This is a genomic window from Granulicatella sp. WM01, from assembly GCF_004570605.1.
GTDB lineage: Bacteria > Bacillota > Bacilli > Lactobacillales > Aerococcaceae > WM01.
The window spans coordinates 56,406-78,073 of sequence record NZ_SPPB01000002.1; the positions used below are offsets into that span (position 1 = coordinate 56,406).

Annotated in this window: 19 protein-coding genes; 3 read left to right on the forward strand and 16 right to left on the reverse strand. The window is 31.9% G+C overall.

Going from position 1 to position 21,668, the window contains the following annotated elements; translation table 11 throughout:
* The first annotated feature begins 50 nt into the window (after window positions 1-50).
* Complete coding sequence (locus E4T68_RS00650) at window positions 51-1,190, forward strand: class I SAM-dependent RNA methyltransferase (RefSeq protein WP_135123100.1); 1,140 nt, start codon at window positions 51-53, stop codon at window positions 1,188-1,190.
* Window positions 1,191-1,507: 317 nt separating this feature from the next.
* Here the strand turns inward: E4T68_RS00650 and E4T68_RS00655 are convergent, their stop codons facing one another.
* From E4T68_RS00655 to E4T68_RS00710, 12 genes are all read right to left on the reverse strand, one after another.
* Window positions 1,508-2,125, reverse strand: a complete 618-nt coding sequence (locus E4T68_RS00655) for a hypothetical protein (RefSeq protein ID WP_135123102.1) — start codon at window positions 2,123-2,125, stop codon at window positions 1,508-1,510.
* A gap of 690 nt (window positions 2,126-2,815) precedes the next feature.
* Entirely contained in the window at window positions 2,816-4,804 is a 1,989-nt protein-coding gene (locus tag E4T68_RS00660) for an ABC transporter permease (protein WP_135123104.1), read from the reverse strand.
* Window positions 4,797-5,561 carry an ABC transporter ATP-binding protein gene (locus E4T68_RS00665; protein ID WP_194185064.1) on the reverse strand — a complete coding sequence of 255 codons (765 nt, stop codon included), beginning with the start codon at window positions 5,559-5,561 and terminating at the stop codon, window positions 4,797-4,799. Before E4T68_RS00665 ends, E4T68_RS00660 begins: the two co-directional genes overlap by 8 nt.
* 105 nt (window positions 5,562-5,666) lie before the next feature.
* Window positions 5,667-6,647, reverse strand: a complete 981-nt coding sequence (locus E4T68_RS00670) for a HAMP domain-containing sensor histidine kinase (protein ID WP_135123106.1) — start codon at window positions 6,645-6,647, stop codon at window positions 5,667-5,669.
* Complete coding sequence (locus E4T68_RS00675) at window positions 6,644-7,315, reverse strand: response regulator transcription factor (protein ID WP_228099199.1); 672 nt, start codon at window positions 7,313-7,315, stop codon at window positions 6,644-6,646. Before E4T68_RS00675 ends, E4T68_RS00670 begins: the two co-directional genes overlap by 4 nt.
* Window positions 7,316-7,435: 120 nt before the next feature.
* A complete protein-coding gene (locus E4T68_RS00680) occupies window positions 7,436-7,723 on the reverse strand; it encodes a hypothetical protein (protein ID WP_135123108.1) in 288 nt (95 codons plus the stop codon).
* Window positions 7,724-7,886: 163 nt separating this feature from the next.
* Complete coding sequence (locus tag E4T68_RS00685; protein WP_135123110.1) at window positions 7,887-8,165, reverse strand: hypothetical protein; 279 nt, start codon at window positions 8,163-8,165, stop codon at window positions 7,887-7,889.
* A gap of 518 nt (window positions 8,166-8,683) precedes the next feature.
* Complete coding sequence (pflA, locus tag E4T68_RS00690) at window positions 8,684-9,454, reverse strand: pyruvate formate-lyase-activating protein (protein ID WP_135123112.1); 771 nt, start codon at window positions 9,452-9,454, stop codon at window positions 8,684-8,686.
* A gap of 303 nt (window positions 9,455-9,757) precedes the next feature.
* On the reverse strand, window positions 9,758-12,058 hold the full coding sequence (gene pflB, locus E4T68_RS00695; protein WP_135123114.1) for a formate C-acetyltransferase: 2,301 nt from the start codon (window positions 12,056-12,058) through the stop codon (window positions 9,758-9,760).
* Between the two features lie 469 nt (window positions 12,059-12,527).
* A complete protein-coding gene (gene mgtE / locus E4T68_RS00700) occupies window positions 12,528-13,874 on the reverse strand; it encodes a magnesium transporter (RefSeq protein ID WP_135123116.1) in 1,347 nt (448 codons plus the stop codon).
* Window positions 13,862-14,779 (reverse strand): RluA family pseudouridine synthase, encoded by a 918-nt coding sequence (locus E4T68_RS00705; protein ID WP_135123118.1) that lies wholly within the window; start codon window positions 14,777-14,779, stop codon window positions 13,862-13,864. The genes mgtE and E4T68_RS00705 overlap by 13 nt, the downstream gene beginning before the upstream one ends.
* A complete protein-coding gene (locus E4T68_RS00710) occupies window positions 14,779-15,582 on the reverse strand; it encodes an NAD kinase (RefSeq protein WP_135123120.1) in 804 nt (267 codons plus the stop codon). Before E4T68_RS00710 ends, E4T68_RS00705 begins: the two co-directional genes overlap by 1 nt.
* A 105-nt stretch (window positions 15,583-15,687) precedes the next feature.
* Here E4T68_RS00710 and E4T68_RS00715 point away from each other — a divergent pair, with 105 nt between their 5' ends.
* Window positions 15,688-16,251: a CYTH domain-containing protein gene (locus tag E4T68_RS00715; protein ID WP_135123122.1), complete on the forward strand. Its 564-nt coding sequence runs from the start codon at window positions 15,688-15,690 to the stop codon at window positions 16,249-16,251.
* 93 nt (window positions 16,252-16,344) lie between these two features.
* A complete protein-coding gene (locus tag E4T68_RS00720) occupies window positions 16,345-16,977 on the forward strand; it encodes a DsbA family protein (protein WP_135123124.1) in 633 nt (210 codons plus the stop codon).
* 996 nt (window positions 16,978-17,973) lie between these two features.
* On the opposite strand, the gene E4T68_RS00725 is transcribed toward E4T68_RS00720, so the two are convergent.
* From E4T68_RS00725 to galU, 4 genes are read right to left on the reverse strand one after another with little or no spacing between them, the layout of a single operon-like run.
* Window positions 17,974-19,032: a D-alanine--D-alanine ligase gene (locus E4T68_RS00725; protein WP_135123126.1), complete on the reverse strand. Its 1,059-nt coding sequence runs from the start codon at window positions 19,030-19,032 to the stop codon at window positions 17,974-17,976.
* A gap of 14 nt (window positions 19,033-19,046) precedes the next feature.
* A complete protein-coding gene (locus E4T68_RS00730; RefSeq protein ID WP_135123128.1) occupies window positions 19,047-19,814 on the reverse strand; it encodes a class A sortase in 768 nt (255 codons plus the stop codon).
* A 14-nt stretch (window positions 19,815-19,828) separates the two neighbouring features.
* Window positions 19,829-20,767, reverse strand: a complete 939-nt coding sequence (trxB, locus tag E4T68_RS00735; protein ID WP_209305043.1) for a thioredoxin-disulfide reductase — start codon at window positions 20,765-20,767, stop codon at window positions 19,829-19,831.
* A gap of 8 nt (window positions 20,768-20,775) precedes the next feature.
* On the reverse strand, window positions 20,776-21,663 hold the full coding sequence (gene galU / locus E4T68_RS00740) for a UTP--glucose-1-phosphate uridylyltransferase GalU (RefSeq protein ID WP_135123131.1): 888 nt from the start codon (window positions 21,661-21,663) through the stop codon (window positions 20,776-20,778).
* Window positions 21,664-21,668: the final 5 nt, after the last annotated feature.

Here is a 21,668-nt window from a genome sequence, read left to right on the forward strand (position 1 = left end):
ATTAAACCTGCTGCTTCAGCAGGTTATTACTATGTAATAGGAGAATGAATATGCAACACTTTCAACTTATGGCAACTTGTGCTGCAGGAATTGAGGCTTTAGTTGGCAAAGAATTACGTGAATTAGGATACACTTGCCAAGTCGAAAATGGCAGAGTACTTTTTCAAGGAAGTGCTGAAGATATTGCCAAAACAAATCTTTGGCTTAGAACAGCTGATCGTATCAAAATTATTTTAGGACAATTTAAAGCAAAAACATTTGAAGAACTATTTCAACAGACAAAAGCATTACCATGGGAAACGCTCTTACCAATGGATGCTAATTTTCCGGTATCTGGAAAATCTGTAAAATCTATATTACATCACGTCCCTAGTTGTCAGGCGATTACTAAAAAAGCTATTGTGACACGTCTATCAGATTACTATCATCGTAAAACAAAATTACCTGAAACAGGCGCAATATATCCAATAGAAGTATCTATTTTAAAAGATATTGTCACATTAACACTCGATACAACTGGATCTAGTTTATTTAAACGAGGATATCGTAGTGAAAAAGGTGGTGCTCCACTTAAAGAAAATATGGCAGCTGCTCTTGTTTCATTGACAACTTGGTTTCCAGACAGACCACTTTATGATCCAACATGTGGCTCTGGAACAATTTTAATTGAGGCTGCATTAATGGCATTAAACATTGCTCCTGGTTTAAATAGAGAATTTGTCAGTCAACATTGGCGTTTATTTGATAATACAATTTGGCAAGAGGCAAAACAGGAGGCAAAAAAACACATTAAAACAGATATCACACTTGATATATTAGGAACAGACATTGATCCAGCGATGATTGATATTGCCAAATGTAACGCTGAAAAAGCAGGGGTATCTCAACATATTACATTTAAGCAAATGCAATTATCTGATTTTAAAACAACGAAAGAATTTGGTATCTTAATTTCCAATCCACCGTATGGAGATAGATTACTAGACGAAGAAAAAGTACATCACTTATATCGTCAAATGGGCGAAACCTATGCACATATCCCAACTTGGAGCAAATACATTTTAACAAGTGACTTAGCATTTGAAGATTACTACGGGCAAAAAGCAACAAAGAAACGTAAACTTTATAACGGTGCTTTACGTACAGATTTCTTTCAATTTTGGGGTATAAAACCCAAACGCCATAATTAATGCAAAAAAATTATGTCTGAAATTAAAGCTGCGAGGATTTTTCGTTTATAAACGAAAAATCCTCGCAGTAACTCGTCTCAAAGGCAATCAGTCTGTCTACAATAATTTGAGTTTGGTATTAATGAGCATGAATTTAACGAAATTAGCAAAGCAGTTAGTCAATTTTTCTACTCTTTTTATAATAAAAAACAGTGTAATTTCTAGGTTGCCTTTTTCCCAATTCCTTGTGCAATTTGCAAATTTTTAATATGAAAAAAGAAACAGTGAATTAAAAAATTTTACAATAAAGGGTATATCTTCCTTAGTTAAACACTTTCTTACTCAATGCATTCTCTTTGTTGCTCTATTTCATGATGTATGAGAACAACAAAACATACTGATCCTACTCCAAAAAAGACAATTTGAAGAAAAGAATCAACTAGAAGCCCAAATAAATTCATGCCTGCACATAGTAATATCATTCCCCACCATTTTTTACATAAGCGAACACTATTTTCTACATGAAAATGACAATATATTAAAGCAATAAGCATAAAATCCATAAAAATTTGATTGACTAAAAATATAGCAGATGTAAACAACCCATTTATATGAATTCCCATTCCCACTAACATTCTAAAAAATACTGTCATAATAGTATTTATACATATCCCAAAAATAATACTAGATATAACTCCTTTTAAAACAATTGACCACATACTTCTCTGGTGCCGCTTAGCCCAATCTTTTAATAAAATGACTAATATACCTAAACCTACTAATAGAACTATAAGCACTAAAGGATTTACTGTAAATTTCTCAGGCTCTCTACGTAATTTTGGAAGAAGCCACGATTCAAAAAGTAATGTACCACATGTCATAATCATCACGCGTGCTACAAAATAAGAACCTAATGTAGATATATTTTTTTTCACATACGTCATATAATTTTCCATTATTACCCTCCTTAGTATAACCATTTAAACTAGATAAAAATTACATATTAGACAGATACATTATATACTAATGTCAATAATAACACAATATTATTTCTTTATGTGTATAGACATTATAATCTTGTTTACATCATACTGAATTATATTGAAATAACCAATACATTTTAATCAATACAGTTATCCGAGTTTATCATTTAATAATCAATTCTTTTTACTGGGAAATATACCAACTATAGCACAAAATAGCCAAAACGTGCCAATAGGCTTAATAAAATTAATTAATAAATACTCGCTTTAAATCCTTTGTATATGCACTAAATCAAAAATCACAATTTGACTATTTTGACACAGCTAAGTGAAATAATCTTCTTTTTCACCAATATTATTTAACAACGCACTATTGGAAGTATACTCAATTTTTTATGTACTCATACAATTAAATAACACTATTATCTGAACACATAGAATAGGGTATTCAGCAACTTTTATAAGCGAATACCCTATCCTTTTCTTGCCCAATTTCTTTTCAAAACTGCCATAAAAACAATCTTCTCAATACTCTATGTATTCTTTTTAATGCACAATTTTTTATTCTTTAAAATTTACATTTGACATATCATATTCACTCTATACTGCACTTTTTGCAAATTACCATATATAAAAAAAATCATTTGAGATAATAAAAATCCATCATTCTTTAATAATTTTATAATAAATACGTGCCGTCAAATAATACATTAATCCGTAAAATATAGCAAATACTAATCCGGTTATGCCCATTGATAACATAAATATCATTGTATCACCCAAGCCAAATAGTAACAATATTTTTTCAATGTATGGAAAGGCTACTGCTACATGAATACCGGCTATGCATAATGGTGCAAAAAAGACAATCAACACTTGGGAACAAATCGTTCGCTTAATATCCTTATTTTCCAGACCAACTTTTTGCATAATGGCATACGCCTGTTTATCTTCATAACCTTCTGCTAATTGCTTATAATACATAATCATTACACACGATACAAGAAAAACTAGACTAGTAAATATACCCACAAATAAAAATGAACCATTCATATTCATAAAACTTTGACGCAAACTAACTCTATCTTCAACTTTATCTTCCACCTTTAATCCATTTAGAATGGATAATTGCTGTGCTATTTTTTGAACTTTCGTTTTATCTGACAAATTAAAATCATAACGGAATGCATAACGAGTTGTTGTCGCATATACACTATGGTTTAATTGCGTATCAATGTTTTGTTTTAAGATGTCTATCTCATCATCTGAAATCACAATAAAATAGGTTCCAATAATATTAGCGACCGCTTCCCCAGGAATATCTATTTTTGATACTTGTTTTTTTATATGATAGGTCTTATCTGCCAAAGTGAGTTGATTTTGTGTTAAGCGCTCTGTTTTTTCACTTTGTACTAAAATTTCACCTATTTCTAAATGCTCATTTTGTTGGAACGTACTATTGTATTGAGATAAAGGTATCACGTTAACCAAATGAACTTTTGAAAAATCTATTTGTTTTGATACTGGATTAAATCGGATAGACTGATTCTCTTCTTTTATGCCTGTTGCATAGAGATAATCATAATTAATACTATTTTGAGTAGAAACATCTTCTTGTTTAAGGACATCATCAATCTTTTGTTTAATTGCGTGACTTTCACCTAGTTTATCACTATAGTACAAAACTGATATATCTCTAGGTGATCTTAATTGTACTGCATTTTCTATTCCAGCATATAAAGACACCGTTGTCCCCATAGCCACTAAAATCATACACGACAAAATACAAACATTAGCTAAACCTAAAGCATTTCTTTTCATGCGATATAACATACTTGATATACCAATAAAATGTTTCGTCTGGTAAAAATAGACTTTATTACTTTTGAGAATACGTAATACAAAAATACTAATTACCATAAATAAACTATACGTTCCTAAAATAACACAAAGTACCGCAATAAAAAATGAAAATAATGCACTAATAGGTGATTTAATGGTTAAGGCTAAGTAATACCCATAACCTATTGCAACAATGCCTATAAGCACCAAAAGTACATTAGCTTTAGGTTCTTTTTCCCCTCGTTTACTCTGTTGCAACAACGATGTAATATTTAGACGTAATATTTTCCACAACAAAAATATAAATAATAATGCATAAATACACACATATAGACAAATCGTTACTAGAACACTTGGAAGGGATAGAGATAAACCATACACAACAACTTGAGTTCCCCATAGATGAAATAAGGATAATTGAGCGACTTTAGAAAAAAGCATACCTCCTATTAATCCTATGCACACCGTAATCATACCGGTATAACATATCTCACAAAAAATGATACGAACAAGTTGTTTTTTGCTCATTCCCAATACAAAATACACCCCATATTCTTTTATCCGTTTCTTTAATAAAAATGAGTACGTATAAAACGTAAAAATGGAAACAAATAAACCAATGATGATAACACCAAAATTTAAGACTATTGGGACAGCACTTAATTCAGCGACCTGTTTATCAAAACATAAAGAAAGAAAAATATAATACAACGCAACAGTAATAGCACCAGAACATAGATAAGGTAGTGTTAATACTTTATTCGCCTTAATGCTGCCTAAAGCTAATTTACTATAAAAAAACTTAGTCATGATGTTCACCTACTTGTATAATACTTAATGCATCAGCTATTTTTTGATACATTTGTATATGTGTTTGTTGCCCTTTATATAATTCATGAAAAACAACACCGTCCTTAATAAATAATACCCTGTCTGCTCGACTAGCCGTTTTAATGGAATGCGTCACGACAATAAGCGTATGCCCTGATTGGTGGATGGTATCAAATACATCTAATAATTGATCGGTTGTTTTGGAATCTAAAGATCCTGTTGGCTCATCAGCTAAAATAAGTATAGGATTTGTAATAATTGCTCTAGCTATTGCTACTCTTTGTTTTTGTCCACCAGATAATTGATAAGGATACTTATTCAATAAAGTATCAATCCCTAAAGATTTAGCAACATGTGCTAAACGTATGCTCATCTCTTTATATGGCGTTTTCGATAAAACTAAAGGCAGTAAAATATTGTCTTTAATATTTAGTGTATCTAATAAATTAAATTCTTGAAAGACAAATCCTAGAGTATTCCTACGAAAACTAGCTAATTGCGTATCTTTCAATTTTTTTAAATTAGTATCTGATAAAATCACTTCCCCATTAGTTGCCTTATCAAATGTTGCTAAAATATTTAATAAAGTCGTTTTACCACTTCCACTTTCTCCCATAATAACAACGTATTCTCCTTTAGATACTGAAAAATTAATATCTTTTAAGGCTTGTGTTTGTGTAGTACTAAATGGACTAGCGTATACTTTTTGAACATGTTTCACCTCTAATAACATCATCGTTTTCCTCCTATTTGTTTGACTATATTTAGTGTAAAATACACGAAAAAAAGTTTCCATATCTTTTTCTTACAAAAAAGCGTATAATCTTACAAAACTGTAAGATTATACGTCTAAACTGTATTTATCAAAAGTAATTATGGCACACGTTCCACAACCGACTGTTGATTCTAAGGAGAGCTGTTGTCCAAGTTTATGTGTAATTGATTTGCAAATGTACAACCCTAACCCACTTGATTGTTGAAGACGTCGTCCATTATATCCTGTATACCCTCGTTCAAAAATCCGTGCCATATCTTCTTTTAAAATGCCTATCCCATTATCTTGAATGTACAAACTTTGTGAGGTTGTATAAATTGTGATGTTTCCTCTTTCATGAGTGTATTTAATCGCATTACTCACAAGCTGTTCAATGACAAGCGCCAACCACTTTTTATCACTTTTAATGACTAAATCACTTTTTTGATAATCTAAATTTATTTTCTTTTGAATGAATAGTAGAGCATATTTTTTCATCACTTGTTTAATGAGGACATCAATCGAAAATTTTTCAATGACAAAATCATTTGTTTGACTATTTAAGCGAATGTAGTCCAAAGCCAAATTAGCATATTGTTCAATTTTAAACAATTCAGTTTCCATAACCGACATTGGCACATTATCTTGCTCAAGCAACACATGCATAGCCGCTATAGGTGTCTTAATTTGATGAACCCACAATGTATAATAATCTAAGATATGTTGTCTATCTTGCTGATGCTCTAGGGCTAAAGTCTGTTTTTGCTCATATTCATGTTGAATAATATCAACATATAATTGTACCATTGAAGATAATCTTGGTAAATCCTCTAATTGTAGTAATGTCGTATTTTTTATATACTGTAATTTACGGTATAGATGACGATATTTAATAAAATATATGATAAAATCAAGACAGATACAAAAAAGATAGAGCATGCTCGCATAAATTAAGTATTCTAAAGAAACATAATAAAGATAGCCAATTCCATTAAACAATAAGAAACATATTCCTGCTAGTACATATTTAGATTGATAGTCTTTAATATATGCACCAATCATTTTCATACCATATATCCTCTTCCTTTTTTAGTTTGAATAAAATCAACAATACCAATACTTCCAAGTTTGCTCCGTAAACGGTTAACATTAACAGACAATGTATTTTCATCAACAAATTGCTCTGTTTCCCATAAAAAACGCATTAATTCATCTCTTGTCACAATTGTTTCTTTATGATCTAATAAATAATATAAAATACGGGCTTCATTTTTGGTTAACTCAAGACTTTGATGGCAATAACTAACACTATCCTTGCTTGTATCAAAATAAACCTCTTTATGCATTAAAATTGTCTGATTTAGTTGAAAGTCATAAACACGTCTTAATAAAGCATCAATTTTAGCTTTCAACACCATTAGTTTAAACGGTTTTTGAATAAAATCATCGCCTCCCACATTAATCGCCATCACAATATTCATCTCATCACTAGCAGATGAAATAAATAAAATAGGCACTTTAGATACACGGCGAATTTCCTCACAAAAATAATAACCATCATAGTAAGGTAAATGAATGTCTAACAACACTAAGTCTGGAGAAAAAGACACTATTTCGTCCATGATCTGATTAAATTGTTCAACTATTTTCACTTGAAAAGACCATTTTTCTAAATAGGATGCTATACTTTTTGCAATAATGGCATCATCTTCTATAATCAAGATTTTATACATCATGTTACCTAATCCTTTTTTAAACATTATACATTTTAAGAGCAGTATACCATAAAAATTGCTAGCCATACGCTTTGTTACACAACATTCATACATTTGTTTAGACAAAATAAAACATAAAAATTATTCAATCTTCACAAAAATACTGTCATTCTGTTGACGATCAAACACATTTAGAAAGAATGGCATGATAAATGTTTTTCCAAAAATCCCACGATATAACTGATAACACGTTAATAAAGCCACGATAAAACAATATATACCAAACAATACAACTTTTATTCTCTCGTTTGTAAAATAAATATCTAGTACTAAAAACTCTTGTATACTAGAGTAGGCAAGGACAACATGCGTACTACAAACTAATCCCACCCATAACAAACAAAAAATGCGTCTTACCATTCTTTTCATATTTTCACTCCCTTATTTACTATTCATTTATACATAACTGACAATTAAAAAATGAATATATCCAAACACTGAACAAATTAATTTCCCTTTGTATATCATATTTTTTAGATTGTTTATGATACTATGCTCTTTTTAACCATTACACTATTTTATAGACTAAAACTTACTTATCATCACTTTCAATATAAAAAACCTTATATTTATATTTTACGATGCCAATAAGAACAAATTTTTGATGTGTTAACCCTTTATACACTTGGTACCAAGAATAGCCTGCTATTCCACATAAAATCAACATCGTTATACCGTACCCACTTTTTTCCCAAAACGGAAGCGCATAAAAGTAAAATTTATAAATTGATAATCCACCTAAAACAGTAAACGCACATGCAAAAATACTATTCCATATTATCGCTAATAGACGCTTCAAAAATTTGCTCATATTCATAATATCTCCTATCTTATATCATGATAAATAATTTTCTACACATATCCCATTTGTTTATAGTCTAACAATAAATGCCTCTTTTAGCAACCATATCATCTTTTTTAACATGACTATACACCTTTTGGGTATTTATTTACAAAAAGCACTCTATTATATTATTTTACGTTTTTCAATTTTACTATTTTTAATACTTACTTCACGTGCAACCTTACGCAGTGCTAAACACCGTACTCCATTTCTATTTGCTCAATTATTAGTTTAAAACATTCTCTTTCTCTAAAATTGATTCAAACAAATGATAGCATATACGTTTCATTCTTTAATCCTGTCGATTAAAAATACTTATTTTACCTAGTTTCTTAGTTCCCTCTCTTTTTTTCAAAAACCTAGTTGATCATTTTAAAAATTTAACATATTCTCTTACAAGTTACTCTGTACCATAAATCAAATGCATATTACATAAAAAAGTATCGTGACCCAGCTTAGTTGGTTCACGATACTTTTATAGTGATTTATTCAATTTGCTGATTCAAGTACCCTTGGTAATCTTTACAATTTAATAAAATATTAGCATTTTCAACACGATCAGCCGTTGGAGGTTCAACACCTTCTAAAGGATAAGGAATACCTAATGTTTTGTATTTATAAACCCCTAGCTTATGATATGGCAAGACTTCTAAACGTTGCACATTTTTTAATGTTTTAACAAATGTATTTAAACGTTTTAAATAGTCATCTCTATCCGAACCTCCAGGAACTAAAACATGTCTTACCCAAACAGGTTGTCCTACATCTGAAAGATATGTTGCACATTCTAAAATGTTTTTATTCGTTCGACCAGAGAGTTTCTTATGTTCTTCATCATCAATTTGCTTAATATCTAATAAAATTAAATCCGTATATTTTAATAATTCATTAAACTTGCTAAAAAAAGGCTCTTCAAACGTGAACGGTGCTGCACAAGAATCTAAAGTTGTATGCACACCTTGTTCCTTGGCTAATTTAAAAAATTCTATTAGAAAATCAATTTGAATTAAAGGCTCGCCACCACTAACCGTAATACCTCCCGTTTTTCCCCAGAACGCACGATACTTTAGTGCTTCATTTAATAGATCTTCAGCTTGCCATGCTTTTCCACCACGTCCTATTCGCCACGTATCAGGATTATGACAAAATTGACATCTTAAATGACACCCTTGCATAAACACGACAAAACGAATTCCAGGGCCATCAACGGAACCAAAACTTTCTGTTGAGTGTACACGTCCTAATACCTCACTCATATCCTAACCTCTCTTTGCTGTCACATTGTCATATCACTATTATATGCTATTTGACTTGGATTTTCTATTTTTTGCTCTCTTTTAGAGAGTATTGCTATCTTATTTTTTATTAATCTTATAAATTCAGATAAATCATTCTCTTATCGTCTGCTGTTCTAAAAAAAGCAGTAAACAAGGTCTACACTCTTTAAATAATTATCTTTTACATTATTTAAACCTGATGACTCCTCTTTGTTTAAAGAAACACTAACACCAAAAGCTGCAAGATAAACTTGCAGCTTTTTTGTTAAGCGACAGATTTGACTAGAATTGGTTATGAATAACACGCTCTAAAATATCTGCAATTTGTGCTTTTGTTGCTTTGTTTAAGTATAACGCATAACCAGATACACGTAATACAGCATGCGGATTTTCTTCTGGATGTTGTAAAATATCAATTAATTTTTCACGATTTAATACATTGACATTCAAATGGTGTCCACCTTTAGTGAAATACCCGTCCAACATTGTTGCTAAGTTTGCACGACGATCTTGATCGTCACGTCCTAACGCTTTAGGATGAATAGCAAATGTATAAGAACTTCCGTCTTTAGCATCATCAAATGGAATTTTAGCCACTGAAGATAACGCTGCTAAAGCACCAGATTTTACAGAGTTGTATTGTGGGTTAGCACCTGGAGCAATTGGTGTCCATGGTTCACGATAACCAACAACTTCTGGATTAGATCCTGTAAATACATTTCCTAATGATTTACCATAAACAATGTTTGATGTAATCGTTAAAATTGATGTAGTTACTTCTGCATTACGGTATGTTGGTAACTTACGTAAACGTTCCATGAAATCATGTAAGAAGTTTGTTACTAATGAGTCAACACGATCATCATTATTACCAAATGTTGGGAATTGTTCTCCCTCTACAACATAATCAGCAGGGAAGCCTGTTTCATCTCTAACAATACGCACTTTTGAATATTTAACGGCAGATAACATATCTCCAACTAAAGCTAAACCTGCAATACCTGTTGCAAAGTAACGGTGTGGATGTGTATCTAGTAACGCCATTTGACTTGATTCATAAGCATAGCGGTCATGTGAGCGATGAATAATATTCAATGCACGCATATATGTTTTAGCTGTCCAATCTAAAACTTTATCTAATTTTTCAACTAATTCATCATACTCTAAGTAATCGCCCGTAATTGGTTCTAAACCTTCAATAACTTGATCACGTGTTTTTTCATCAATACCACCTGAAACAGCGTATAACAATGCTTTTGGTCCAGAGAAACGTGCTCCAAAATATTGATGCTCTAATCCCATAACAGACGGAGATACACAGCAAGCTATCGCTGCATCAGTCGAACCTAGACGCATGCTCATTACAGCATCATTTTCATATTGAATAGCTGATGTATCAATAGATACTTTTGCACAATATTGACGATAGGCCAATGGTAATTTTTCATTGTAGAAAATTGTCAAGTTTGGTTCTGGAGATTCACCCATTGTATATAATGTATGTAAGCAACGGAACGCTGTTTTTGTTACAAGTGAGCGTCCATCATTGTTCATCCCTGCAATAGATAATGTTACCCAAGTTGGCATACCTGAGAATACGTCATTAAAATCTGGTGTACGTGCAAAACGAATCATACGTAATTTCATAACAAAGTGGTCAATAAATTCTTGTGCCTCTTGTTCTGTAATAACTCCTGCTTGTAAATCACGTTCAATATAAATATCAAAGAATGCATCCATACGTCCTAGAGATGTTGCTGCACCATTTGTTTGTTTAGCCGCTGCTAAGAAGGCTAAATATGTCCATTGAATAGCTTCTTGTGCATTTTGAGCAGGACGTCGTAAATCAAATCCGTGTAATTCACCTAATTTAATTAATTCACCTAATGCACGGTATTGTTTAGATACCTCTTCACGTAATTGCATATCTTCATCTGTGTAAATGTCTTTTTCTAATGCTTTCCAGTCTTTTAATTTCTGTTTCATTAAGAAATCAACACCGTATAAAGCAACACGACGATAGTCACCAATGATACGTCCACGACCGTAAGCATCTGGAAGACCTGTAATAATTTTGTTACGACGTGCTTTACGAATATCGTTATCATATACATCAAATACGCCTTGATTATGTGTTTGTACCCAATCAGTAAAAATAGATTCCACTTCTGGATCTAAAGCATAGCCATAAGCCTCTAAAGCTTGTTTTGCCATACGTACACCACCAAAAGGATTCAATCCTTGTTTTAATGGCTTATCTGTTTGTAAACCGATAATTTTTTCGTAATCTTTTAATTCTTCGCTAATATATGCTTTATCATAAGCTAAAATAGTAGACACTACTTTTTCTTCCATATCAGCTACACCGTGTTCTACTTCATAAGCTAATAAATCTTGGAACACTTTGTTTAATTTGTTTGTGCCTTCTGTTGCAGGAGCTAAGAAAGATTCATCACCAGTATACTCTGTATAGTTATCACGAATAAATTGTGCAACATCAATATTTTCTTTCCAAGCATCGCCTTTGAAACCACGCCATTGATTTTGTTCAAACTCAACTACGATTGTATTATTTTTGCTCATCGCATTTCCTCCTATTTTTTGTGAACTGATTAACAACTTTTTAACACAGATAATATACCACAATTAGTACAGAAAAACAACTAAAAACCTTTATTTTTTTTAATTTTTTGTAAAATATTATGATTTTTTTTACAAAATTAAGACAGAACTATAACAGTTTTATTTTTGTGTTATAACACATCGCTAAAAAAATAGACATTTTCTTTTCTAATTTTCACATATTTATTTGATGTTTTTCTCACGTTAAATCATTTTAACTTTTACGTGTTTTTTCACAAAAAACGTGACTATTTTTATAAATAGTTTTTCAGAAAATTGCTCTTTATAAACTAATCCATAACATAACATTGCATTGTTTTAGACAAAAGATTTACCAAATATACAAAAAAATCCGTTAAATATTTTACCAGCTCTAATCAGAGGTATGCCACACAAAAAATAAGGTTCTGGGCAACGCCCAGAACCACTATTAACTTAAATAACCAAAAATGACACTAGCAATACCAAAATATATAATAATACTTGTTAAATCGCTTAACGTGCTAATAAATGGCCCACTAGCTACTGCTGGATCAACACCGAACTTCACGATAAGCATTGGAATTAAATTACCTGCCAATGTGGCAACTAAAATAGACACCAGCATAGAAATTGCAACGATAAATCCTGTTAACATATTTTGCTGTAAAATGGACACGGCAAAAAACACAACAGTTCCTGTCAATGTTCCCGTAATCAAACCAATCGTTAATTCGTTAATAATAAACTTTGCCGGCATTACTTGCTCTTTAATGGCTAATTTCCTAACAGTAACAGCTAAAGCCTGAGTTCCTGCATTACCAGCCGTTCCTGTAATTAACGTAATGAAAATGGATAAGGTCTGGTTAATTTCTAAAACGCCTTTATAGCGGCTAATTAAAGATGTTGTTAGCATAGCCAGTAGCATTAAAGCAATTAACCACGGCAATCTTTGTAAAGCAGACTGCCATACATTTTTTGAAACTTCTTCAACATCAACTCCCGCTAATCCTGAATAATCACTCACAGCACTCTCATCAATCACATCAATAATATCGTCTACTGTAATAATACCTAGTAATACGTCATCTTCTGTAACAACTGGAATAGCCACTAAATCATAATCTTTAATTTTTTGAGCGACACTTTCTTGACTTTGTGATACAGATACAGAAACAATTCGGTCAATCATAATATCTGGAATTAATACATCATCTGAATTGGCTAATAATTCACGCAAAGATACGATGCCAACCAAACATTCATTACGGTCAACAACATAAGCATAATTAATAATTTCTGCTTCACGTGATTGACTTTTAACAACTTGTAAGGCTTCTGCAACAGTTTGTGTGGCACTAATAGCAACGTATTCTGTTGTCATCAATGCTCCGGCTACTCCGTCTGGATATTGGAATAGTTCCATAATATCACTCACTTCTTCCCTAGGAAGCAATTTCAAGTAAATGCGTGCATTTTCTGGAGAAAGTTGCTTTAATATGTCTACAACATCATCTTTTGACATTTCTAAAAGCATCTCAACAGCATACTTTCTTCCCATTTCTAGAACATAAGGTTCAACATCATCAACTTCTTGTTCAACCAAATCAAAAATTTCTGCCATTTCTTTCGGTTTGATAATAGTATATAAAATTTTTCTTAGTTCCTCATCTAATTGTAGATAGAACTGTACTTGCTCAAATGTTGGATAATCCAAAAATTCCTCTCTAAATTGCTGTGTATCCTCTAAGAGTACACGAGTCAACGTACTTATTTGATTCTGTTCTATTTCGTCCATTTCTTTATCCTTTCTTTTATCAACCAGTTTTCCATATCTTCTGGGAATTTCGCATTAAAATGCATGTAATCTTGTGTTATAGGGTGATAAAATGATAACTGATAGCAATGCAACGCCTGTCTATCTAAGCCTTTATCCATTGCTCCTCCGTATAAATCATCTCCCAAGAGTGTTGCTTGTTTATACTTAAAATGTACACGAATTTGATGTGTTCGTCCAGTATGAAGTTTAATATAATACAACACACCATTTTTAAATTCTTCTTGTTTCCAATATTCTGTTATTGCTATTTTTCCTTGATTAGTTTTGCTAACTTGTCTAAGCATGAGCGAATCAGGTGCTCTTTCTATAGGAGCATTGATAACGCCGTGTTCTTCTCCTTGGATAGCTTTTTCACTTAGAGCAGCATAACGTTTATCCACATCTCCTTGTCTAAGTTGTTCATCTAGTAGAGCATGGATGAATTGATGTTTTGCAAATACCATCACACCTGAGGTGTGTTTATCTAAGCGTGTAACCACGTGAATAACTTGATTTTTATAGGCTTGCCTAACGTAATATCCTTTCACACGATTTGCCATTGAGTAATTCGGATGTGCATAAGAGGGAATAGACGTAATCCCTGCCGGTTTGTTCACAACTAGCACATAATCGTCTTCATAAATAATATCAATTGGCATATTTGACACATACACATTATCCTGAGCATGCTCTTGAGGAAACACAACGGTCACAATATCTCCAACTTGAAGAGTATAACGTACAGTTTGTTCAACATGATTAACGTATATTTTTCCTCCATTAAATTTAATACGTGCCAATAAGCGTTTAGAAATTTTATGTGCTTTTAAAAAATGTTTTAATAGTTCTGGATCGTTTTTAGTCACTGTCCACTGTAATTGCATTATTTTTTCTTTCCTTTAATATCTCCAATGAACGCTCCTTCTACTCTTGACCAAAAATCAATATGTTTATAATCGGCAAAGTGAATGCGTTCCTTTGATAATTTAATCTCGACAATTGCATTATTTTTTCCTCCTAGATGAATAGGACGTACATTGTCGTAAGTAATAATTGGATCTTGTGCATGAATGACTTTAAGCCTTACGGTTTCATCTTTTGGTAATATTAAGGGAGAACCAATGGTGCGATATACCACATTATTTAAAGCTGCAATTTCAACTAATTGCATAGCCTCTACTTTAGGGTGCACCACCGCACCACCTAATGATTTACTTACACCTGTTGAACCAGTTGGTGTTGACACACATAATCCATCCCCACGAAATACCTCGAAAAGTTCCTCTCCAATATAAACTTGGCAAACTAATGTTCCAGAAGTTGTTTTTAAAGTCAATTCATTTAGTGCTGTCATTGTTTTCTGTTCATTAACTAATGTAATATCTAACAAAGGATAACTATACGTATTTTGTTTAGCACTAACTAAATAATCAACTAATTCTTGAAGCTGATTGGCTAAAAAATCAGTATAAAATCCTAGATGCCCCGTATGAATGGCGACAAAAGTTGGTTTATTAAGTGTATTGTAATGATGAAATGCACTCAATAATGTTCCATCTCCACCTATGGAAATGACAATATCAGGTTCTTTATCATCTATTTGTACGATATTGGCACAACGTTTAAGCAATTCTTCTTTAATCTCTTGAGAATGCGTTGCTTGATTTGCCCAAACTGCAATTTTCATAATGACACCTCATTTTATTTAACTGCTATTAGTGTAACATAAAATTTGCATTTAGTAACATATTCAATATAAAATAGAGTAAATTTATATTGAGTGAGGTTATTTATGGGGACTTTAATTGAAAAAGAAATACGAACTGGCTTGAGTGAACAAGATTATCATAAACTGTATCAAGTGTTTGAGTGCCAAAACCGTAAAAAAATAATGCAAGAAAATTATTATTTTGATACTAAAGATTTTGATTTACGACATCATCAACTAGGTTTACGTATTCGTTTAGATGATATACAAGCAGAGTACACCTTAAAAGAGCCTCTATCAGACAAGCAAAAACTCGAAACAACAGACATATTGTCTTTAGATGATGCTAAAGAACATTTAACACACGGCACCTTTCCTAAAAAGCATGTATCACAAAAATTGGATCAGTATCATATTTATGATACTGATTTATGTCAAATTGGCTCTTTAAAAAATGAACGCTATGAAATAAATACCTTACAAGGATTATGGGTTTTGGATAAAAGTCATTTCCCAAATGGGATAAGCTATGAATTAGAATTTGAATACATTCATTCAACAAAACCATTTTTTGACTTTTTAGAAACACATGCTATTCCGTTCCAAGATATTCCGACTAAATTAGCACGTGCTGTGTCAAAATTGTAAGCAAATTGGTCGCTTATATTTTACGATAATGTTATAATACAAATACATTTCTATTACAAAAACGTAACAAAAAATTACGAGGAGAGTATTCTCATGTCAGTCACGCTGAATCAAAAATTTCAAAAAAGACCTACACATGTGTTTGATATTTTTTTATTTATTGACCCTATTGATCCATTATGTCAACAATGCACAAAACAGGTTATAGATGTTATTGATGCACTTGAGCAAAAAACCTATTTTCATATCGTGCCTTATCAAACATTACATACTGTTGACACTTTTTTGAAACGATATCAACTACCCACTCATGATTTATGTTTAAGAAATTCAATTTATCAACTTTCTTATTTGATTTCTTTATCATATAAAGCTGCTAATTTTCAAGGTAAGAAAAAAGCAAGGCAATTTTTAAATTACTTAACATGTTATTCTCATGATTTGTTAAATAATTCATCTGAACATATTGCTAAAGCTGCTCAATTAGCTGATTTAGATATAACTATGCTTTATGAAGATACACATTCTCAAGCAATTAAGGATTTGTATCGTAAAGATCAGTTAATGGCTAGAAAATTTTCAATTACCTCAACTCCTAGTATGATTATTTTTAATTCTGGGCAAGATGATGGGATTTTATTAACAGATAATTTATTGAGCATAGATTTCATTCAAGATATTATTGCTAATAACTATTTTGATTTTATGAAAGTTAAACATTCTTAATGTTTATATGCTAAAATAATATAAAAGAAATCGTGTTATTTGTTTAGTAGCACGATTTTTTACTATATTTATTTTTGATGAAAAACCAACTTGTGATATGAGAACTAGTTAGCTTCGCTTCAACTGAAAGCACTGTTAATACCAAACATACGAGGCTATAAAAAAGAGATATGTTTAAACCTGCAAGAAATCGACATTTATAAATGAAGATTGCCTGCAGGTTCGCTTATTTAAAAACTTTTTTCACTCCCTTATTATACATCTCGTTTATTTCCAATGATTTTATCATACAAACATGCTTAAATAATGGCTAAACGACCGTAAAGAAAACCTTTACAAAAATATATAGATATGCTACTATATATTTAATAGCCATACTATTTATTTTTAATGGATGCCTATCCAATAATAAAATATTGAATTTAGCAGGGAGTGATACCTATCAAAGCGTTAATTTTACATCTTTATATTATATTAGTGTTCTTTTTAATGGGGTTATTGTCCATCCTCTATGCACCACCATCACTCATTATAGTGATACTAGCTATTTTGATCACAATGATTTATATATATAAAAAAGAAAATTTACAATGATTTTTGTATCAAAGTGAATATTTGACTTACTGTATTAGCCATACAAGTTTAAGTATTGTTAAAATGATGTAAGATATAAAATAGAAAGTCAAAAGCTAATACGTCACTATATCTAACACTCATACACAAATTACTATTTCTAGCTAAAAAAACTTATAGTCAATCTATTATTTCGACTTATAAACAAAATAAATCACAAACCTATACATACTACTCTTACACTCAATACTATATGTTATAAGCTAGTTATTGAAATTCAAAAAATAAGATTACTAAAAAAGCTTTAAATCAGGTCGTTCTTCCCTTGATTTAAAGCTTTTTATAATCTGTTTATATCACATCATTGAAAAATTTAAATTTTTTCAACCTCATGTTATCTATTCTTTTTTTAGACTTTATAAATTATTTATTTACTTGTTGATACAATGCTTTTTCATTATGTCTTTCTTTAGCACATTGAATTAAATGCTCAATTAATTCTGAATAGGATACACCTGTTTTATCCCATAGTAATGGATACATACTATATTGTGTAAATCCAGGTAAAGTATTCACTTCATTAATGTACACCTGATTATCTTGCGTTAAAAAGAAATCACAGCGTGTTAATCCTGAAATATCTAAGGCTTCAACTGCACGTATAGCATATTGTTGAAGTATCTGACTAATTTCCTCTGAAATCTGTGCTGGAATTTGTAATGTCGCTTGATTATTTTCATATTTTTCCTCAAAATCATAAAAATCAACAACTTTTACAACTTCTCCAACAACCGACGCACGCATATTTGGATACCCTAGTACACCAACCTCTAATTCACGTGCTTGTTGCACTCCAGTTTCAACAAGTACTCGTCTATCGAAACTTAATGCTTTTTCAATAGCTTTGGATAGCTCGTCTGGTTGATTAACTTTTGATACCCCTACACTAGAACCCATATTCGCTGGTTTAACAAACAATGGATAGTGGAGTTTTTCTTGACATTCCTTTAAAATCTGTGCAGAATGCTTTTCCCACTTATGTTTAACAATAGCAACATAAGGGACTTGTGGCAAGCCTTCTTGAGCAAAGATTTTTTTTGACATAATTTTATCCATTCCACAAGCACTTGCCAGTACACCCGCACCTACATAAGGGATATCCAACATTTCAAATAGACCTTGAATTGTCCCATCTTCTCCATTTGGACCATGCAACAAAGGAAATACAATTGCATTTTCCTCTTTAATAACCGTAGGTAAAACAACTGTTGCATTGTCTGTATTTAAAAACAATACATCATCATGTATGTCACTACTTTGATGTAGCACCTCACCTGATAGCCATGTACCCTGTTTTGAAATATAAATAGGTTGTACGCAATATTTTTGAAAATTAATATGCTTAATAACATTTGACGCTGTCAATATTGAAATATCATGCTCAGCACTTTTTCCACCAAAAATTAAAAATATTTTTTCCATATTATCCTACCTTACTACACTTGACGGCCATTTTTCATAATTTGGAAAGCTTCTAAAGCTTCCTTAGGTGCATTTTCCGTTGAATAAGTTGCAGATAGACGGCCTCGAACAGCTAAACGATTAATCGCATTCCCATCTTCACATGTGATTAATGTGATAATTTTATCATCTTTCACATCATCAACTAGATCCACATGCGTTGCCGGTACAATTTCATACCAATATACATCATATACATACACATTTTTTAAATCTGTAATATATATTTTTGCACCTGTTGATATGCGATGTAATGGTGTAAATAATAATTTTCCACCACCATAAGAACTATAATGACTTGCTAATGTGTAGTTTCCTTGCCCCATTACTTGATCTGGGCGAAGTGTTCCTGCACCAACTGTCATGTTCAAATCACTTACACCTTTAGCAATGGTTAAATTAATTTCTACTGATGGAATGGCAATTTCTCCAATAGACTTCACTTGAGAACTGTCTATGTTTGCCTCTAAAACACTTTGCAAACTTAACGCATGTAAAGATTCAAAATCAAAGTTTGCTTCTTGAGCGTTGTTCTGTTCGATTTCTTGAGCAGTTACAGTTTTTGCAACAGCTTCATGAGAAGCGATTTTCATGCTCAATAAATAATCTCTAATAGGTTGTTGGAAAATTAGTACAACACCCACTACCACTAATAAACATGCGATAATATTTAAAAAAATATATCCTTTTTTTCGTTTTTGTTTTTTCTTATCTACTTGTTGATGATATCCTCTTTTTCTCATGGGACCTCCAATAATTACTCATGTATTTGTTCTTTTAATTGTTCAACATAATGATACACTTCTTGACCTGCTTGCCCACCATCTCCTACGGCAGTCACAACTTGTCTTAATGTTTTAGCACGAACATCGCCCACAGCAAATATTCCCGGAATAGTTGTTTGCATTTTCTCATTGGTTACAATCCAACCCTCTTCATCTGTAATATTTAAATGTTTAAACGCTTGAGTATTTGGCAATGTTCCAACATAAATAAACACACCTCTAGCATCAATCTGTTGGATTTGTCCAGTTTTTACATTTTTTATAGTAACTCCCTTTACAACATTATCTTCTCCAATAATTTCCTTGACAACACTATCCCAAATAAAGTTTAACTTCTCATTTTTAAATGCTCTATCCTGCAAAATTTTTTGTGCTCTTAATTGATCACGACGATGAATAATAGTTACTTCTTTAGCAAATTGTGTTAAGTATGTACCTTCTTCTACAGCAGAATCTCCACCGCCCACAACAACTAATTTCTCATTTTTAAAAAATGCTCCGTCACACACTGCACAATAACTTACACCACGTCCATTATACTGTTCTTCCCCAAGAACATTTAATTTTCGGTGGTGAGCACCTGTTGCAATGACAATAGCAAAGGCTGAATATACTTTTTCGCCTACATGAACATGCTTAATATGTCCATCAAGTTGAATATCGTTGACATCCCCATAAGCATATTCTGCACCAAATTGCATAGCTCCTTCATACATCTTATTGGCTAATTCTGGTCCTAACACAGACGAAAAACCAGGATAGTTTTCGATTTCAGATGTGTTTAACATTTCTCCTCCAGGTATACCACGTTCTAATAATAACGTTGATAAATTAGCACGAGAGGCATACAAAGTTGCCGCCATTCCTGCAGGTCCTGCTCCTATAATAATCACATCATATACTTTTTCCATACTTATCACTACTCTTTTTCTAATTTTTTAGCTAAATCAATAATGTATTGTTTCAAGCCCTCTTTTACTTCAGGATGTTCTAATCCGTATTGAATATTTGTTGTAATTAACCCTAATTTATTTCCTGTATCGTAACGAACACCACGGAAAGTCTTAGCAAAGACACGTTGCGTCCTATTTAATTGATCAATAGCATCAGTTAATTGAATTTCGCCACCAACACCTGGTTCCAAATTTTCTAAAATACTAAAAATATCTGGTGTCAGTAAATAACGTCCAATAATGGCCAAATTACTTGGAGCATCTTCTGGTTTAGGCTTTTCTACAAATTTTTTCACATTATATAACCCTTCTTCAAGCTGACTATCAACGTCAATAATGCCATAGCTGCTTGTTTGACTAGGCTCTACTTCCATAACGGCAATTTGTGATGTATTTGTTTTATAATAACTGTCAATTAATTGTTTAGATAATGGAGTAGTATCTGACATAATATCATCACCTAACAACACCACAAATGGCTCGTTCCCAACAAATGCTTTTGCTTGTAAGACAGCATCTCCCAATCCTTTTGGATAGGGCTGACGGACAAAATAAATCTTTGCTCCAAAATTATCCTCAACTAATTTCAATAAATCAAGTTTTCCTTTTTCACGTAAAGTAGCTTCCAATTCAATATTAGCATCAAAATGATCTTCAATTGGACGCTTACCTTTACCTGTAATAATTAAAATTTCTTCAATTCCTGATGCAACTGCTTCTTCAACAATAAGTTGAATAGTTGGCTTATCAACAATTGGCATCATTTCTTTAGCCATTGCTTTTGTTGCTGGTAACAATCTAGTTCCTGAACCAGCAGCTGGTATAATCGCTTTTTTTACTTTATTTGTTCTCATATTTT

Coding starts and splice junctions, on each gene's coding strand:
- E4T68_RS00650 (WP_135123100.1), top strand. CDS start 51: ATGCAACACTTTCAACTTATGGCAACTTGTGCTGCAGGAATTGAGGCT.
- E4T68_RS00655 (WP_135123102.1), bottom strand. CDS start 2,125: ATGGAAAATTATATGACGTATGTGAAAAAAAATATATCTACATTAGGT.
- E4T68_RS00660 (WP_135123104.1), bottom strand. CDS start 4,804: ATGACTAAGTTTTTTTATAGTAAATTAGCTTTAGGCAGCATTAAGGCG.
- E4T68_RS00665 (WP_194185064.1), bottom strand. CDS start 5,561: ATGATGTTATTAGAGGTGAAACATGTTCAAAAAGTATACGCTAGTCCA.
- E4T68_RS00670 (WP_135123106.1), bottom strand. CDS start 6,647: ATGAAAATGATTGGTGCATATATTAAAGACTATCAATCTAAATATGTA.
- E4T68_RS00675 (WP_228099199.1), bottom strand. CDS start 7,315: ATGATGTATAAAATCTTGATTATAGAAGATGATGCCATTATTGCAAAA.
- E4T68_RS00680 (WP_135123108.1), bottom strand. CDS start 7,723: ATGAAAAGAATGGTAAGACGCATTTTTTGTTTGTTATGGGTGGGATTA.
- E4T68_RS00685 (WP_135123110.1), bottom strand. CDS start 8,165: ATGAGCAAATTTTTGAAGCGTCTATTAGCGATAATATGGAATAGTATT.
- pflA (WP_135123112.1), bottom strand. CDS start 9,454: ATGAGTGAGGTATTAGGACGTGTACACTCAACAGAAAGTTTTGGTTCC.
- pflB (WP_135123114.1), bottom strand. CDS start 12,058: ATGAGCAAAAATAATACAATCGTAGTTGAGTTTGAACAAAATCAATGG.
- mgtE (WP_135123116.1), bottom strand. CDS start 13,874: ATGGACGAAATAGAACAGAATCAAATAAGTACGTTGACTCGTGTACTC.
- E4T68_RS00705 (WP_135123118.1), bottom strand. CDS start 14,779: ATGCAATTACAGTGGACAGTGACTAAAAACGATCCAGAACTATTAAAA.
- E4T68_RS00710 (WP_135123120.1), bottom strand. CDS start 15,582: ATGAAAATTGCAGTTTGGGCAAATCAAGCAACGCATTCTCAAGAGATT.
- E4T68_RS00715 (WP_135123122.1), top strand. CDS start 15,688: ATGGGGACTTTAATTGAAAAAGAAATACGAACTGGCTTGAGTGAACAA.
- E4T68_RS00720 (WP_135123124.1), top strand. CDS start 16,345: ATGTCAGTCACGCTGAATCAAAAATTTCAAAAAAGACCTACACATGTG.
- E4T68_RS00725 (WP_135123126.1), bottom strand. CDS start 19,032: ATGGAAAAAATATTTTTAATTTTTGGTGGAAAAAGTGCTGAGCATGAT.
- E4T68_RS00730 (WP_135123128.1), bottom strand. CDS start 19,814: ATGAGAAAAAGAGGATATCATCAACAAGTAGATAAGAAAAAACAAAAA.
- trxB (WP_209305043.1), bottom strand. CDS start 20,767: ATGGAAAAAGTATATGATGTGATTATTATAGGAGCAGGACCTGCAGGA.
- galU (WP_135123131.1), bottom strand. CDS start 21,663: ATGAGAACAAATAAAGTAAAAAAAGCGATTATACCAGCTGCTGGTTCA.